This window comes from Paracoccus sanguinis (assembly GCF_012689545.1).
Lineage (GTDB): Bacteria > Pseudomonadota > Alphaproteobacteria > Rhodobacterales > Rhodobacteraceae > Paracoccus > Paracoccus panacisoli.
Window position 1 is genome coordinate 1975425 of record NZ_CP051542.1, and the last position, 14144, is coordinate 1989568.

22 protein-coding genes and 1 pseudogene are annotated in these 14144 nt (G+C 65.3%); 21 read left to right on the forward strand and 2 right to left on the reverse strand.

The features are described 5' to 3' along the window. Positions 1–74: 74 nt before the first annotated feature. The 11 genes and pseudogenes from tuf to rplP all read left to right on the forward strand — a co-directional run bounded on the left by tuf (position 75) and on the right by rplP (position 7235). Complete coding sequence (gene tuf, locus HGN31_RS09420) at positions 75–1250, forward strand: elongation factor Tu (protein ID WP_036703025.1); 1176 nt, start codon at positions 75–77, stop codon at positions 1248–1250. A gap of 185 nt (positions 1251–1435) precedes the next feature. Beyond that, entirely contained in the window at positions 1436–2044 is a 609-nt protein-coding gene (locus HGN31_RS09425) for a hypothetical protein (protein ID WP_168783025.1), read from the forward strand. Between the two features lie 204 nt (positions 2045–2248). Then, positions 2249–2557 (forward strand): 30S ribosomal protein S10, encoded by a 309-nt coding sequence (gene rpsJ, locus HGN31_RS09430; RefSeq protein ID WP_036704922.1) that lies wholly within the window; start codon positions 2249–2251, stop codon positions 2555–2557. A gap of 10 nt (positions 2558–2567) precedes the next feature. After that, complete coding sequence (rplC, locus tag HGN31_RS09435; RefSeq protein WP_036704921.1) at positions 2568–3455, forward strand: 50S ribosomal protein L3; 888 nt, start codon at positions 2568–2570, stop codon at positions 3453–3455. Then, a complete protein-coding gene (rplD, locus tag HGN31_RS09440) occupies positions 3452–4072 on the forward strand; it encodes a 50S ribosomal protein L4 (RefSeq protein WP_036704919.1) in 621 nt (206 codons plus the stop codon). Before rplC ends, rplD begins: the two co-directional genes overlap by 4 nt. Then, the gene (locus HGN31_RS09445) at positions 4069–4383 is read left to right on the forward strand and encodes a 50S ribosomal protein L23 (protein ID WP_036704918.1); all 315 of its coding nucleotides are present in this window, start codon (positions 4069–4071) and stop codon (positions 4381–4383) included. Before rplD ends, HGN31_RS09445 begins: the two co-directional genes overlap by 4 nt. Before the next feature lie 91 nt (positions 4384–4474). Next, entirely contained in the window at positions 4475–5314 is an 840-nt protein-coding gene (gene rplB, locus HGN31_RS09450) for a 50S ribosomal protein L2 (protein WP_168783026.1), read from the forward strand. Between the two features lie 3 nt (positions 5315–5317). Further along, on the forward strand, positions 5318–5596 hold the full coding sequence (gene rpsS, locus HGN31_RS09455; RefSeq protein ID WP_036704913.1) for a 30S ribosomal protein S19: 279 nt from the start codon (positions 5318–5320) through the stop codon (positions 5594–5596). 5 nt (positions 5597–5601) lie between these two features. Further along, positions 5602–5979: pseudogene (rplV, locus tag HGN31_RS09460) on the forward strand (50S ribosomal protein L22); the annotation flags it as partial. 104 nt (positions 5980–6083) lie between these two features. After that, the gene (gene rpsC, locus HGN31_RS09465) at positions 6084–6809 is read left to right on the forward strand and encodes a 30S ribosomal protein S3 (protein ID WP_036704909.1); all 726 of its coding nucleotides are present in this window, start codon (positions 6084–6086) and stop codon (positions 6807–6809) included. A gap of 12 nt (positions 6810–6821) precedes the next feature. Continuing rightward, positions 6822–7235 (forward strand): 50S ribosomal protein L16, encoded by a 414-nt coding sequence (gene rplP / locus HGN31_RS09470; RefSeq protein ID WP_036704908.1) that lies wholly within the window; start codon positions 6822–6824, stop codon positions 7233–7235. 110 nt (positions 7236–7345) lie between these two features. Here the strand turns inward: rplP and HGN31_RS09475 are convergent, their stop codons facing one another. Both HGN31_RS09475 and HGN31_RS16515 read right to left on the reverse strand, forming a co-directional pair. Continuing rightward, positions 7346–7972 (reverse strand): MarC family protein, encoded by a 627-nt coding sequence (locus HGN31_RS09475; RefSeq protein ID WP_168783027.1) that lies wholly within the window; start codon positions 7970–7972, stop codon positions 7346–7348. A gap of 339 nt (positions 7973–8311) precedes the next feature. After that, positions 8312–9526: a Hint domain-containing protein gene (locus tag HGN31_RS16515; RefSeq protein WP_244960960.1), complete on the reverse strand. Its 1215-nt coding sequence runs from the start codon at positions 9524–9526 to the stop codon at positions 8312–8314. 447 nt (positions 9527–9973) lie between these two features. On the opposite strand from HGN31_RS16515, the gene rpmC reads away from it, so the two are divergent. From rpmC to rpsE, 10 genes are all read left to right on the forward strand, one after another. Then, the gene (gene rpmC / locus HGN31_RS09485; protein ID WP_036703728.1) at positions 9974–10180 is read left to right on the forward strand and encodes a 50S ribosomal protein L29; all 207 of its coding nucleotides are present in this window, start codon (positions 9974–9976) and stop codon (positions 10178–10180) included. Between the two features lie 13 nt (positions 10181–10193). Next, a complete protein-coding gene (gene rpsQ / locus HGN31_RS09490) occupies positions 10194–10439 on the forward strand; it encodes a 30S ribosomal protein S17 (protein WP_168783028.1) in 246 nt (81 codons plus the stop codon). An 87-nt stretch (positions 10440–10526) separates the two neighbouring features. After that, the gene (gene rplN / locus HGN31_RS09495) at positions 10527–10895 is read left to right on the forward strand and encodes a 50S ribosomal protein L14 (RefSeq protein ID WP_036703723.1); all 369 of its coding nucleotides are present in this window, start codon (positions 10527–10529) and stop codon (positions 10893–10895) included. After that, positions 10895–11200, forward strand: coding sequence for a 50S ribosomal protein L24 (gene rplX / locus HGN31_RS09500; RefSeq protein ID WP_168783029.1), 306 nt, complete (start codon positions 10895–10897; stop codon positions 11198–11200). Before rplN ends, rplX begins: the two co-directional genes overlap by 1 nt. Then, complete coding sequence (gene rplE, locus HGN31_RS09505; RefSeq protein ID WP_168783030.1) at positions 11200–11760, forward strand: 50S ribosomal protein L5; 561 nt, start codon at positions 11200–11202, stop codon at positions 11758–11760. Before rplX ends, rplE begins: the two co-directional genes overlap by 1 nt. 18 nt (positions 11761–11778) lie before the next feature. Further along, complete coding sequence (gene rpsN, locus HGN31_RS09510; RefSeq protein ID WP_036703720.1) at positions 11779–12084, forward strand: 30S ribosomal protein S14; 306 nt, start codon at positions 11779–11781, stop codon at positions 12082–12084. Between the two features lie 10 nt (positions 12085–12094). Next, positions 12095–12493: a 30S ribosomal protein S8 gene (gene rpsH, locus HGN31_RS09515; protein ID WP_036703719.1), complete on the forward strand. Its 399-nt coding sequence runs from the start codon at positions 12095–12097 to the stop codon at positions 12491–12493. A 10-nt stretch (positions 12494–12503) separates the two neighbouring features. Then, entirely contained in the window at positions 12504–13037 is a 534-nt protein-coding gene (rplF, locus tag HGN31_RS09520) for a 50S ribosomal protein L6 (RefSeq protein WP_168783893.1), read from the forward strand. 11 nt (positions 13038–13048) lie between these two features. Beyond that, a complete protein-coding gene (gene rplR, locus HGN31_RS09525) occupies positions 13049–13408 on the forward strand; it encodes a 50S ribosomal protein L18 (RefSeq protein ID WP_036707527.1) in 360 nt (119 codons plus the stop codon). A 118-nt stretch (positions 13409–13526) separates the two neighbouring features. After that, on the forward strand, positions 13527–14144 hold the full coding sequence (gene rpsE / locus HGN31_RS09530) for a 30S ribosomal protein S5 (protein WP_036707525.1): 618 nt from the start codon (positions 13527–13529) through the stop codon (positions 14142–14144).

The window sequence follows — 14144 nt, forward strand, 5'->3', positions numbered from 1 at the left end:
CGGGGCCAGCCCCCGCACCCTACCCCCCGTAGGGTGCGTGATCTCACGCACCGTCATTGAAAAGGAGCTTTGCAATGGCAAAGGCAAAATTCGAACGGACGAAACCGCACGTCAACATCGGGACGATCGGCCACGTTGACCACGGCAAGACGACGCTGACGGCGGCGATCACCAAGTATTTCGGCGAGTTCAAGGCCTACGACCAGATCGACGGCGCGCCGGAAGAGCGGGCCCGCGGGATCACGATCTCGACCGCGCACGTGGAATACGAATCGGACGCGCGCCACTATGCGCACGTCGACTGCCCCGGCCACGCCGACTACGTGAAGAACATGATCACCGGCGCGGCGCAGATGGACGGCGCGATCCTGGTCGTGAACGCCGCCGACGGCCCGATGCCGCAGACCCGCGAGCACATCCTGCTCGGCCGTCAGGTCGGCATCCCGTACATGGTCGTGTACCTGAACAAGGTCGACCAGGTGGACGACGAAGAGCTGCTCGAGCTGGTCGAGATGGAAGTGCGCGAGCTGCTGTCGTCGTACGACTATCCCGGCGACGACATTCCGATCATCAAGGGCTCGGCGCTGGCCGCTCTGGAAGGCCGTGATCCCGAGATCGGCGAGAACTCGATCCGGGCGCTGATCAAGGCGGTCGACGAGTACATCCCGACGCCCGAGCGGGCCGTGGACCAGCCGTTCCTGATGCCGATCGAGGACGTGTTCTCGATCTCGGGCCGCGGCACGGTCGTGACCGGCCGGGTCGAGCGTGGCGCGGTGAACGTGGGCGACGAACTCGAGATCGTCGGCATCCGCCCGACCAAAAAGACGACCTGCACGGGCGTCGAGATGTTCCGCAAGCTGCTGGACCGCGGCGAGGCGGGCGACAACATCGGCGCGCTGCTGCGCGGCGTGGACCGTGACGGCGTCGAGCGGGGCCAGGTGCTCTGCAAGCCCGGCTCGGTGAAGCCGCACACGAAGTTCGAGGCCGAGGCCTACATCCTGACCAAGGAAGAGGGCGGCCGCCATACGCCGTTCTTCGCGAACTACCGCCCGCAGTTCTACTTCCGGACCACGGACGTGACCGGGACCGTCAAGCTGCCGGAAGGCACCGAGATGGTGATGCCGGGCGACAACCTGAAGTTCGAGGTCGAGCTGATCGCCCCGATCGCGATGGAAGAGAAGCTGCGCTTCGCCATCCGCGAAGGCGGCCGCACCGTCGGCGCCGGCGTGGTCTCGAAGATCCTCGCGTAAGGCGGGGCAGGGGGCGACCCTGCTTTAGTAGCCGACGGTTCTGCCCCGTCCCCGAAAGGGGGCGGGGTTGTCGCAACGATAGCCGGCGATCCCGAGGGACCACAGTGAAGAAGCCTAAACGCGCCGTTCCGCAGACCGACCTTGAAAAAAGCTTCGAGGCTCAACTCCGATTTCTAAGAGCGTCGATGGAATCATTCGACCAAGGACATACTGAAGAGTATCGTAGAATTGCTGTAGCCTTGCGTGTATTACTACACCGGACCAAGCATTCCTCCCCTGCTGTCGATGCCGTGGGTCTCGACGACAGCGGCTACATTTCTTACGCTCAACCTCTGAACCCAAATAACCTTTTAGCAGAGCATAGTTTGGCTATGATAAAGATGGGGCCAATGGGTGTGTCTTATGCACCCGCACTTGATCTTGGGCCAACCATCCCGCGGGAACTTCCGCTTCAGGAGTGGAAAGACGAGCCAGTGCTCCGCGCGTTTGATCGGGAAATATTTAGCCGGTGGCAACTAGTACTTAGCGTTGCGGATCAAGAGGGCGCGCACATTGATAATGAAATTGATGATAACTACTACCGGCTAACAAGGGAAAACTCTGTTGGCTGGATGGTTAGCGACGGGGTTGCTGGCGAGGAGGATCTGAAACACGTCGAAAAGGTATATATGCGTCACATCGGTTTCGAGGCGCTAGAAAGCCTTAGAGCCAAGTGGAAGAGGCAAATTGGAAACCGCGGTTGCGCGTGCGGGAGTGGAAGGAAGGCGCGTTACTGCTGCCGACGAGACCTATAAACTAATTGAGCTCCCGCTTGACACCCCGCCCCCCAGCCGCCATAAGCCCCCATCGCCTCCGGTCACATCGAATCGGAGGCACCCGCGCAGGCCGCCCGCCAAGGGGGCGGCCTTGCGGTTTTTATACTGCCACGGTCCGACGCTGGCCCCGCGTGGTGCGCGGTCAGCCTCTCGACTGAAATCCCCGTCACGAGGGATGCTTTGATGCAAAGCCAGACCATCCGTATCCGGCTCAAGGCGTTTGACTATCGTGTGCTGGACGCCAGCACGCTCGAGATCGTCAACACCGCCAAGCGGACCGGCGCGCAGGTGCGCGGCCCGATCCCGCTGCCGAACAAGATCGAGAAATTCACCGTTCTGCGCGGCCCGCACATCGACAAGAAATCCCGCGACCAGTGGGAGATCCGCACCCACAAGCGCCTGCTGGACATCGTCGATCCGACCCCGCAGACCGTGGACGCCCTGATGAAGCTCGACCTCGCCGCCGGCGTGGACGTCGAGATCAAGGTCTGAGGGGGCGACCATGCTGCGTACTGGTGTTATCGCCAAGAAACTGGGCATGACCCGTCTGTTCCTCGAGGACGGGCGGCAGGTGCCGGTGACCGTGCTGCAACTCGACAACCTCCAGGTCGTCGCGCAGCGCACCAATGAGACCGACGGCTACGTCGCCGTCCAGCTGGGCGCGGGCGAGGCCAAGGCCAAACGCGTCTCGGCGCCGATGCGTGGCCACTTCGCCAAGGCGAACGTGGCCCCGAAGAAGAAGATCGTCGAGTTCCGCGTCGCCGAGGAAAACCTCATCCCGGTCGGCGAGGAAATCATCGCCGCCCATTACTTTGCCGGTCAGTTCGTGGACATCGCGGGCACCTCGATCGGTAAGGGCTTCGCGGGTGCGATGAAGCGGCACAACTTCGGCGGTCTGCGCGCCTCGCACGGCGTGTCGATCAGCCACCGCTCGCACGGCTCGACCGGCCAGTGCCAGGACCCCGGCAAGGTGTTCAAGGGCAAGAAGATGGCCGGCCACATGGGTGCGGTACGCGTCACCACCCAGAACCTGCAGGTCGTCAAGACCGACGCCGACCGTGGCCTGATCATGGTCAAGGGTTCGGTGCCGGGCTCGAAGGGCGGCTGGGTCACGATCAAGGATGCGGTGAAGAAGCCGATGTCCGACGCGACCATCTATCCGGCCGCGCTGCGCTCGGCCGAGCGTGAGGCCAAGCGCCTGGCCGAGGAAGCTGCCGCCGCGGCCGCCGCCGAGGAAGAAGCCGCGCGTCTCGCCGCGGCCGAAGCCGAAGCCGCCGCGCAGGAAGCTGCGCTGGCCGAGGCCGCCGCGTCGATCGAGGCCGACAAGGCCGCGGCCGATCCGAACGCCGACGCCGCCCCCGAAGCCCCCGAAGGAGACGAGAGCAAATGAAACTCGACGTGATCTCGCTCGCCTCCGGCAAGGCCGGGGACATCGAGCTGGCCGACGACATCTTCGGCCTCGAGCCGCGGGCGGACATCCTGCACCGCGTGGTCCGCTGGCAGCGCGCCAAGGCGCAGCAGGGCACCCACGCGACGCTGGGCAAGTCCGACGTCAGCTACTCGACCAAGAAGATCTATCGCCAAAAGGGCACGGGCGGCGCTCGCCACGGCTCGCGCAAGGCGCCGATCTTCCGCAAGGGTGGCGTCTACAAGGGCCCGGTTCCGCGCAGCCATGCGTTCGACCTGCCCAAGAAGGTCCGTGCCCTCGGGCTCAAGCACGCGCTGTCGGCGAAAGCCTCGCGCGGGAAGCTGGTGATCCTCGAGAACCTGGATCTCGCCGAAGCCAAGACCTCTGCCGTCGCCAAGGCGCTGGCCGAAAACGGCTGGAAGCGCGTCCTGGTGATCGACGGGGCCGAGGTGAACGAGAACTTCGCCCGCGCCGCCCGCAACCTGGACGGCATCGATGTGCTGCCCTCGATGGGCGCCAACGTCTATGACATCCTCAAGCGCGACACGCTGGTGATCACGCGCGCGGGTGTCGAAGCTCTGGAGGCTCGCCTGAAATGAGCAAGAGTGAAACCAGCGCCAAGCCGGAGCACTATGACGTGATCCGCAAGCCGATCATCACCGAAAAGGCCACGATGGCGGGCGAACTGTCCAACGCCGTGACCTTCGAGGTGGCGAAGTCGGCCAGCAAGCCCGAGATCAAGTCGGCCGTCGAGGCGCTGTTCGGCGTCAAGGTGAAGGCTGTCAACACGACGATCACCAAGGGCAAGGTCAAGCGCTTCCGCGGCCGCCCCGGCGTCCGCTCGGACGTGAAGAAGGCCTATGTGATGCTCGAGGCTGGCAACAGCATCGACGTCAACACCGGCCTCTGATCCCAAGGGGGGCGGTCCCGGCGACGGGCCCGCCCTTCGGCAATTCGACTGAAACGGACCTTTGGTCCAAGGCAAACGGAAGACAGAAACCATGGCACTCAAGTCGTATAAACCGACGACGCCTGGCCAGCGCGGGCTGGTACTGATCGACCGTTCGGAGCTTTGGAAAGGCCGCCCCGTCAAGACCCTGACCGAGGGTCTGACCAAGACGGGTGGCCGGAACAACACCGGGCGCGTCACCATTTGGCACAAGGGCGGCGGGGCCAAGCGGCTCTACCGCATCGTCGATTTCCGCCGCACCAAGTTCGACGTCCCGGCGACCGTCGAGCGGATCGAATACGATCCGAACCGCACCGCCTTCATCGCGCTGGTGAAGTACGAGGACGGCGAGCAGGCCTACATCCTCGCGCCGCAGCGGCTGGCGATCGGTGACCGCGTGGTCGCCTCGCAGAAGGCCGACATCAAGCCGGGCAACGCGATGCCGTTCTCGGGGATGCCGATCGGCACGATCGTCCACAACGTCGAGCTGAAGCCCGGCAAGGGCGGCCAGCTGGCCCGTTCGGCCGGCACCTACGCGCAGTTCGTGGGCCGCGACGGCGGCTACGCGCAGATCCGCCTTTCCTCGGGCGAGCTGCGTCTGGTGCGTCAGGAATGCATGGCGACCATCGGCGCCGTGTCGAACCCCGACCACTCGAACCAGAACCTCGGCAAGGCCGGGCGCAAGCGGCACATGGGCGTTCGCCCGACCGTCCGCGGCGTCGCGATGAACCCGATCGACCACCCGCACGGCGGTGGTGAGGGCCGGACCTCGGGCGGCCGTCATCCGGTGACGCCGTGGGGCAAGCCGACCAAGGGCAAGCGCACCCGTTCCAACAAGTCGACCGACAAGTACATCCTGCGGTCGCGCCACGCCAAGAAGAAGGGGCGTTAATCCATGGCACGTTCTATCTGGAAGGGCCCCTTCGTCGACGCCTACGTCCTGAAGAAGGCGGAAAAGGCGCGCGACTCGGGTCGCTCGGACGTCATCAAGATCTGGTCGCGCCGCTCGACCATCCTGCCGCAGTTCGTCGGCCTGACCTTCGGCGTCTACAACGGCCACAAGCACATCCCGGTCAACGTGTCCGAGGAGATGATCGGCCAGAAGTTCGGTGAGTACTCGCCGACGCGGACCTATTATGGTCACGCCGCCGACAAGAAAGCGAAAAGGAAGTAATCGTCATGGGTAAGGAACAAAATCCGCGCCGCGTGGCGGAGAACGAAGCGATGGCGAAGACCAAGATGCTTCGCACCTCGCCGCAGAAGCTGAACCTGGTGGCCGCGATGATCCGCGGCAAGAAGGTGGACAAGGCTCTGGCCGACCTGACCTTCTCGAAGCGCCGCATCGCCGGCGACGTCAAGAAGTGCCTGCAGTCGGCGATCGCCAACGCCGAGAACAACCACAATCTTGACGTGGACAGCCTGATCGTGGCCGAGGCCTGGGTCGGCAAGAACATGGTGATGAAGCGCGGCCGTCCGCGGGCGCGTGGCCGGTTCGGCAAGATCATGAAGCCGTTCTCGGAAATCACCATCACGGTGCGTGAGATCGACGTGGCTGCGGCCGAAGCGGCGAAGAAGGCCGCCAAGACGCAGAAGCGCACGGCTTCGAACCGTCAGGCCGAAGCCACCACCACCCCTGAAGCCGCCGCCGAGGAGCTCGCGTAATGGGTCAGAAGGTCAACCCCATCGGGATGCGTCTGCAGGTCAACCGCACCTGGGACAGCCGCTGGTTCGCGGACAGCAAGGACTATGGCAACCTGCTGCTCGAGGATCTGAAGATCCGCGAGTTCATCCACGAGGAAGCCAAGCAGGCCGGCGTGAGCCGCGTCATCATCGAGCGTCCGCACAAGAAGTGCCGCGTGACGATCCATGCCGCCCGCCCGGGCGTCATCATTGGCCGCAAGGGCGCCGACATCGAGACGCTCAAGAAGAAGCTGGCGAACTTCACCGACTCGGAACTGCACCTCAACATCGTCGAGGTCCGCAAGCCCGAGCTGGACGCCCAGCTGGTGGCCGAGTCGATCGCCCAGCAGCTCGAGCGCCGGGTCTCGTTCCGCCGCGCCATGAAGCGCGCGGTGCAGAACGCGATGCGGATGGGTGCGCTGGGGATCCGCGTGAACGTCGCCGGCCGTCTTGGCGGCGCCGAGATCGCCCGGACCGAGTGGTACCGCGAGGGCCGCGTGCCGCTGCACACGCTGCGCGCCGACATCGACTATGCGCTGTCGGAGGCCTCGACCCCTTACGGGATCATCGGCGTGAAGGTCTGGATCTTCAAGGGCGAGATCATGGAACACGACCCGCAGGCGCGGGACCGCAAGGCCGCCGAGGCCCAGGACGGTCCGTCGCCGCGCGGCCCGCGCCGCGATCGCGACGATCGCCACGCGCGCTAAGGAGACAGGGAAATGCTGCAACCGAAACGGACCAAGTTCCGCAAGCAGTTCAAGGGGCGGATTCATGGCGAGGCCAAGGGCGGCTTCAACCTGAACTTCGGCTCCTATGCACTCAAGGCGACGGAACCCGAGCGCGTCACCGCGCGCCAGATCGAGGCGGCCCGCCGCGCGATCACCCGCCACATGAAGCGTCAGGGCCGGGTCTGGATCCGGATCTTCCCGGACGTTCCGGTCTCCTCCAAGCCGACCGAAGTGCGGATGGGTAAGGGCAAGGGCTCGGTCGACTACTGGGCGGCCCGCGTCCACCCCGGCCGGATCATGTTCGAGATCGACGGCGTCGAGGACGACATCGCCCGCGAGGCCCTGCGCCTCGGCGCGCAGAAGCTGCCGGTCCTGACCCGCATCGTGCACCGCGAAGACTGGTAATCCCGGTCCCCGCAGAGACGACGAGAACCCCGCCGGAGACGGCGGGGTTTTTCGTTGTGGTGGGGAGTGAGTGGCGGATGGACCCTGTGGTGTCCGACCGATGCGCGGGCTTACCCAATCACTCCGGCAATCCGCAGCCCGTCCAGCAGCATCTCGACCCCCAGCGCGACCTGCAAGACGCCGAACACGGCGCCCAGCACCAGCAGCGGGGCCATGCCGATCCGCGCCATGAAGGACCGCGCGGCCAGCATCGCGATGAGGTTCATGGCGAGGATGGACGCGGCGACGGCGAAGATCGCCAGCCGCTGCTCGGTCGCCGGATAGCCGAGCGTGTAGAGGATGAGGATGGCCACCGCCACGGGCCGCACCATCCCCGGCACGGCGATCGGCATCACCGCCGGCATCCAGCCGGGCAGCGCCTCGGGCGACGGTGCCGGGGCAGGGGCCGGCGCGCTGCCCGAGAACAGCACACTCCGCATCGCGGTGACGACGAGGATCGCCCCCGCCGAGATCACCAGCGCCCCCTGCGAGGTGCCGACCCGCGCCATCGACGACCGGCCGAGGAACACCGCCAGCGCCAGCGCGATCAGCGCCACCGCGAACGCCTGAACCGCGATGCGGCGCCGCGCGGCGGGCGGCCGGTCCCGCGTCTGCGCATCGAAGCTGACGATGACGCCGAACGGCCCCATCGACATGAAGAGCAGGAGCGCCAGTTGCGACAGTGGGAGGTCGGTCATCGCGGGAGTCTCTGCTGCGGCTGAGATCTCGATAACACCGCCGCAATCGGGTGAGCAACGGTGGGCTCCACGGGCAGAGCCGTAGGACGCTTTGCCGGGAGGGGGTGGCCGCTGTGGAAGACCGCAGGCGTGCGGGACGGTTGGGGCGCGTCGCTGTGGCTGACGTTCGACAACGAAGGGCAGCGTTCGGCGCCCGGCGGAGCGGAGGATTTGCGTTGGCCTCGCGCGGGCGTGCAAAAGGCGCCGCTGACGATCCCGCGGCGCAGATGCCGAGGCGCGGCAGACACGAAAAAGGGCGGACCTCGCGGCCCGCCCTTGTCCCGATCTCCGGACAGCCGGTCAGCCGACCAGCGGCTTGTCGTTCTGCGCGTGGCGCACGGCCAGCTTGCGCCCGAGCCGCCCCGAGGCCAGCACCCGCGCCGGCTCGGGCAGCGCGTCCTCGGCCAGCTCGGGGAACAGCGCTAGGATTTCCTCGCGCGCCTGCGGGCGCAGCGTCTTCAGCGCCTCGGGGCCGGTATAGAGGCTCTCGCTCTCGGCGCCGTTCGCATAGACGATCTCGTGCCGGTCGAAGATGAAGTGGACGTAAACCACCTCGTCCAGGTCATCGGCAATGTCGATCCCGTCGATCTGCAGGAGTTGCTTGGCTGCCACGAGCACCTCGTCGGTCCCGAACATCCGCTGCGCGATGGCCGAGCGGACGAGCATCCGGTGCTGCGGGCTGACCAGCAGATCGGCTTCCGGCAGGTTGTCCCCCAGCGCGCCGGCGCGGATGCGGACCGGCGCGAGGCGGCTGCCCGCCCGCAGCGCGCGGCGGGTCGAGTCGATCCAGCGCACCGGCTGGGCGCCATTGTCGCGGGTCATGACCAAGTCGCCGACCTCGAGGGTCTCGACGGTCACATCGCCCGCCGGGGTCCGGATGAGGGTGCCGGCGACGAAGCAGATGGACGATGAGGGGATGAACGTCATCCGACCCATGTAGATATTTGCGATTCCGCCGCTGCCGCTATGCGTGAGCGTCAGGCTATCTACAGGCCCCGCGAAGGAGACGATGGCCGACGACGCGGAAACGTTGGAAAATGCACTGGTGCCAGTGATGGTGGCAACCGTGTGGTCGGCGTTGTATGTAACAGAGTACGTCTTCGGGCTCGACTCCGTCACGTTGACCCTCACCGGGTTTCCGTCCGCATCCACCGCGCTGATGGTCACGACATCAGTATAGCCGTTCTGTTTGATCGACTTGTCGATCCCGTACAGCGTAAACCGCAGCGACTCAGCGGTGTTTACCGTCCCGGCATTGGCCGGGTCGTCGTTAAATGTGAAAGTCGTCCTGGTGGGCGTACTGCCTGTAGCGTGCGACAAGAAGGTTCGTCCGGTCAGGCCGGTGTCCGTCGCACCACCAGTGGTCGACCCGATATAGCTGGTGCCACTCGTCGGAGTCGTCGTGATGACGATCTTGGTCTCGCCGGAATCCACCGAGGTGCCGCTCGCAATCCGGCCGTTCGTGTTCGTAACGCTATCCCAGTTTAACGTCTCGGGCGGATAAGTCGTCGCCATTTCTCTTCTCCTATCGCGCCACCCTCAGGCGGCCCTTACAGACAGGGATGCCGCTTATGCGGCGTCCAGAACGCTGCCGCTGGGCCGCGGCAACGAGGGAGGGGATCAGGAGAATGTCAAAGAGTTGGCGCAAGACGCAGCGTCGTGACCTCGGTGACAGACTCGGGGATGCCCCAAATCGAAAGGTCCGCGCGACTCGGTGGTCGATGCGCGAAACTGAGGCATTCATACCGCAGCCGGGCGCAAAAGGAAACCCGGGCGCCGTCATTTGATAATTGGCCTGCTAGACCGGCTTGCCTCGACCCGCACCTCAAGGCCCACCGCCCACAACAGGGTTGCGCCAACCAGCGTTTGCGCGTATGGGACGGCCTTCATCTCGAACTCCACCGGGAATCAGGGTCTCCCTGCGCGACAGGGGCCCTCCGGTGATGTTGAAAGGACAACGGCATGAAAGCCGCGGAACTGAAAGACAAGACGCCCGAGCAGCTGCGTGAGCAGCTGGTCGCGCTCAAGAAGGAAGCCTTCAACCTGCGCTTCCAGCAGGCCACCGGCCAGATGGAATCGACCGCGCGGATGCGCGCCGTCCGCCGTGACGTCGCCCGCATCAAGACCGTCATGAACCAGAAGGCCGCTGCCGCGGCCGCCGCGAACTAAGGGGGCCGGGATCATGCCGAAGCGCATCCTTCAGGGCAAAGTCACCAGCGACAAGAACGAACAGACCGTCACGGTTCTGGTCGAGCGCCGCTTCAAGCACCCGCTGCTGCACAAGACCGTGCGTTCGTCCAAGAAGTACCGGGCGCACGACGAGAACAACCAGTTCAAGGTCGGGGACACCGTCCGCATCATCGAATGCGCGCCGATCTCGAAAACCAAGCGCTGGACCGTCCTGACGGACGAGACCGCGCAAGCGTGACGCCCGGCGGGCCGCAGGACGGCCCGCTGACATATCGAAACCCTGGGGCCGGGACTGCAACCGGTCCCCAAAGGTCGGGAGCATATCATGATCCAGATGCAGACCAATCTGGATGTCGCTGACAATTCCGGCGCACGCCGGGTGCAGTGCATCAAGGTTCTGGGCGGATCGCACCGGCGCTATGCGTCGGTCGGCGACATCATCGTCGTCTCCGTAAAGGAAGCCATTCCGCGCGGTCGCGTGAAGAAGGGCGACGTCCGCAAGGCCGTCGTCGTGCGCACCGCCAAGGAAGTGAAGCGCGAGGATGGCACGTCCATCCGCTTCGACCAGAACGCCGCCGTCATCCTGAACAACCAGGGCGAGCCCGTGGGCACCCGGATCTTCGGGCCGGTCGTGCGCGAGCTGCGTGCGAAGAACTTCATGAAGATCATCTCGCTTGCGCCGGAGGTGCTGTGATGGCCGCCAAGCTCAAGAAGGGTGATACCGTCGTCGTCCTGACCGGCAAGGACAAGGGCAAGACGGGTGAGATCACCGCCGTGTTCCCGAAAGAGAACAAGGCCACCGTCGACGGCGTGAACATCGCGCTGCGCCACACCCGGCAGTCGCAGACCAGCCAGGGCGGCCGCGTGCCCAAGAACATGCCGATCGATCTCTCGAACCTGGCCCTGACCGACAAGAACGGCAACGCGACCCGCGTCGGCTTCCGCATGGAAGACGGCAAGAAGGTCCGTTTTGCCAAGACCACGGGGGACGTGATCTGATGCTGGACGACGCGAAATACACGCCCCGCCTCAAGGCGGTCTATCAGGACCAGATCCGGGCCGCGCTCAAGGAAGAGTTCGGCTACAAGAACGACATGCAGATCCCGCGTCTGCACAAGATCGTCCTGAACATGGGCATCGGCGAGGCCGTCAAGGACACCAAGAAGGTCAAGCAGGGCGCCGACGAGCTGTCGCTGATCGCCGGGCAGAAGGCCGTCATCACCAAGGCCAAGAAGTCGATCGCCGGCTTCAGGGTCCGTGAAGAGATGCCGCTGGGCGCCAAGGTCACGCTGCGTGGCGACCGGATGTACGAATTCCTCGACCGGCTCATCAACATCGCGCTGCCGCGCGTCCGCGACTTCCGCGGCGTCAAGGGCACGGCGTTCGACGGCCGCGGCAACTATGCCATGGGCCTGAAAGAGCACATCGTTTTCCCGGAAATCAACTTCGACAAGGTCGATGAGGTTCTGGGGATGGACATCATCATCGCGACCACGGCGAACACCGACGCCGAGGCGAAGGCGCTGTTGAAGCACTTCAACATGCCCTTCAACAGCTGATCGCGCGAGGAACCTGATATGGCCAAGAAATCCATGATCGAACGTCAGAAGAAGCGCGAGCGGATGGTGGCGAAATACGCCGCCAAGCGCGCGGCTCTGAACGACGTCATCAACGACCAGTCCAAGCCGATGGAAGAGCGGTTCAAGGCGACGCTGAAGCTTGCCGAACTGCCGCGCAACTCGTCGGCCACCCGGCTGAACAACCGCTGCGAGCTGACCGGGCGTCCGCGCGCCTATTACCGCAAGCTGAAACTGTCGCGGATCATGCTGCGCGAGCTGGGCTCGTTCGGCCAGATCCCCGGCATGGTGAAATCGAGCTGGTAAGGGGGCACTCATGTCGATGAACGATCCGCTCGGCGATATGCTGACCCGCATCCGCAACGCGCAAATGCGCGGAAAATCCACCGTCCGCACCCCGTCGAGCAAGCTGCGCGCCTGGGTTCTGGACGTCCTCAAGGCCGAGGGCTACATCCGCGGCTACGAGGCGGTGACGACCGACGCCGGTCACGCCGAACTGGAAATCTCGCTCAAGTACTTCGAAGGCGCTCCGGTGATCCGCGAGCTGGCCCGGGTCTCGAAGCCCGGCCGCCGCGTCTATGCCGGCGCCCGTGAGCTGCCCTCGGTCCGCAACGGCCTGGGCGTCTCCATCGTCTCGACGCCGAAAGGCGTGATGTCGGACGCAGCGGCTCGCAACGCCAATGTCGGCGGCGAAGTCCTCTGCACCGTGTTCTAAGGAGGGCATGATGTCTCGTATTGGCAAGAAGCCGGTCGAACTGCCCTCGGGCGTCACGGCCGAGATCAAGGGCCAGACCATTTCGGTCAAGGGTCCGAAGGGCACCCGGTCGTTCACCGCGACCGACGACGTGGATCTGTTGCTGGACAACGGCGCCGTCACCGTCAAGCCGCGCGGCATGTCGAAGCGCGCCCGCCAGCAGTGGGGGATGTCGCGGTCGATGGTCGCGAACCTCGTCACCGGCGTCACCGAGGGTTTCAAGCGCGAGCTGGAAATCCAGGGCGTCGGCTACCGCGCCTCGATGCAGGGCAAGACGCTGAAGCTCGCGCTCGGCTACTCGCACGACGTGAACTTCGAGGCGCCCGAGGGCGTCACGGTCAACGCCCCCAAGCAGACCGAGATCGTCGTCGAGGGCATCGACCAGCAAGCCGTCGGCCAGACCGCCGCGAACATCCGCGAGTGGAAGAAACCCGAGCCCTACAAGGGCAAGGGCATCCGCTACAAGGGTGAGCAGGTCTTCCGCAAGGAAGGCAAGAAGAAGTAAGGATCACGCACATGGCACTGAACAAACGAGAGCTGTTCCAGAAGCGCCGTCTGCGCGTCCGGAACAAACTGCGCGAGATGGCGAATGGCCGTCCGCGCCTGTCCGTCCATCGTTCGTCCAAGAACATCAGCGTCCAGCTGATCGACGATGCGAACGGGGTGACGCTGGCCTCGGCCTCGACCCTCGAGAAGGATCTGGGCGTCGTCGGCAAGAACAACGTCGAGGCGGCTGCCAAGATCGGTTCGGCGATTGCCGAGCGCGCCAAGGCCAAGGGGGTCGAAGAGGTCGTGTTCGACCGCGGCGGTTTCCTGTTCCACGGCAAGATCAAGGCTCTGGCCGACGCGGCGCGCGAAGGCGGGCTGAAGTTCTGATGATGCGGGCGGCGGGTTCTCTGCCGCCCCGATGATCCGGGGGCTGCCCCTGAGCGGGCCGCCCACCTGGATCGGATCCAACGGGCGCGGACACGCGCCGGATGAAAAGGAATGCCGCATGGCAGAACGTGAACAGCGCCGTGACCGCCGCGACGACCGTCGCCGCGACGAGCGCGAGGAAACCCCGGAATTCGCCGACCGCCTGGTGGCGATCAACCGCGTGTCCAAGACCGTGAAGGGCGGCAAGCGCTTCGGCTTTGCCGCGCTCGTGGTGGTCGGTGACCAGCGCGGCCGCGTCGGCTTCGGCAAGGGCAAGGCCAAGGAAGTGCCCGAGGCGATCCGCAAGGCGACCGAGCAGGCCAAGCGCGGCCTGATCCGCGTCCCGCTGCGCGACGGCCGCACCCTGCACCACGACATCGAGGGCCGCCACGGCGCCGGCAAGGTTGTGATGCGGACCGCCGTTCCGGGGACCGGGATCATCGCCGGTGGCCCGATGCGCGCCGTCTTTGAGATGCTGGGCGTGCAGGACGTGGTGGCCAAGTCGCTGGGGTCGCAGAACCCCTACAACATGATCCGCGCCACCATCGACGGCCTCAAGGCCGAGGCTTCGCCGCGTTCGGTCGCCTCGCGCCGCGGCAAGAAGGTCGCCGAGATCCTGCCGGCCCACGACCACAAGCCGGAATCGCAGAAGGGCACGGACGCGACCGTGACCTCGGCGCAGATGCAGGAGGCCTGA

Coding starts and splice junctions, on each gene's coding strand:
- rpmC (WP_036703728.1), top strand. CDS start 9,974: ATGAAAGCCGCGGAACTGAAAGACAAGACGCCCGAGCAGCTGCGTGAG.
- rpsS (WP_036704913.1), top strand. CDS start 5,318: ATGGCACGTTCTATCTGGAAGGGCCCCTTCGTCGACGCCTACGTCCTG.
- rplX (WP_168783029.1), top strand. CDS start 10,895: ATGGCCGCCAAGCTCAAGAAGGGTGATACCGTCGTCGTCCTGACCGGC.
- rplR (WP_036707527.1), top strand. CDS start 13,049: ATGGCACTGAACAAACGAGAGCTGTTCCAGAAGCGCCGTCTGCGCGTC.
- rplB (WP_168783026.1), top strand. CDS start 4,475: ATGGCACTCAAGTCGTATAAACCGACGACGCCTGGCCAGCGCGGGCTG.
- HGN31_RS09445 (WP_036704918.1), top strand. CDS start 4,069: ATGAGCAAGAGTGAAACCAGCGCCAAGCCGGAGCACTATGACGTGATC.
- HGN31_RS16515 (WP_244960960.1), bottom strand. CDS start 9,526: ATGGCGACGACTTATCCGCCCGAGACGTTAAACTGGGATAGCGTTACG.
- tuf (WP_036703025.1), top strand. CDS start 75: ATGGCAAAGGCAAAATTCGAACGGACGAAACCGCACGTCAACATCGGG.
- rplD (WP_036704919.1), top strand. CDS start 3,452: ATGAAACTCGACGTGATCTCGCTCGCCTCCGGCAAGGCCGGGGACATC.
- rplF (WP_168783893.1), top strand. CDS start 12,504: ATGTCTCGTATTGGCAAGAAGCCGGTCGAACTGCCCTCGGGCGTCACG.
- HGN31_RS09425 (WP_168783025.1), top strand. CDS start 1,436: ATGGAATCATTCGACCAAGGACATACTGAAGAGTATCGTAGAATTGCT.
- rpsJ (WP_036704922.1), top strand. CDS start 2,249: ATGCAAAGCCAGACCATCCGTATCCGGCTCAAGGCGTTTGACTATCGT.
- HGN31_RS09475 (WP_168783027.1), bottom strand. CDS start 7,972: ATGACCGACCTCCCACTGTCGCAACTGGCGCTCCTGCTCTTCATGTCG.
- rpsN (WP_036703720.1), top strand. CDS start 11,779: ATGGCCAAGAAATCCATGATCGAACGTCAGAAGAAGCGCGAGCGGATG.
- rpsE (WP_036707525.1), top strand. CDS start 13,527: ATGGCAGAACGTGAACAGCGCCGTGACCGCCGCGACGACCGTCGCCGC.
- rplN (WP_036703723.1), top strand. CDS start 10,527: ATGATCCAGATGCAGACCAATCTGGATGTCGCTGACAATTCCGGCGCA.
- rpsQ (WP_168783028.1), top strand. CDS start 10,194: ATGCCGAAGCGCATCCTTCAGGGCAAAGTCACCAGCGACAAGAACGAA.
- rplC (WP_036704921.1), top strand. CDS start 2,568: ATGCTGCGTACTGGTGTTATCGCCAAGAAACTGGGCATGACCCGTCTG.
- rplE (WP_168783030.1), top strand. CDS start 11,200: ATGCTGGACGACGCGAAATACACGCCCCGCCTCAAGGCGGTCTATCAG.
- rplP (WP_036704908.1), top strand. CDS start 6,822: ATGCTGCAACCGAAACGGACCAAGTTCCGCAAGCAGTTCAAGGGGCGG.
- rpsC (WP_036704909.1), top strand. CDS start 6,084: ATGGGTCAGAAGGTCAACCCCATCGGGATGCGTCTGCAGGTCAACCGC.
- rpsH (WP_036703719.1), top strand. CDS start 12,095: ATGTCGATGAACGATCCGCTCGGCGATATGCTGACCCGCATCCGCAAC.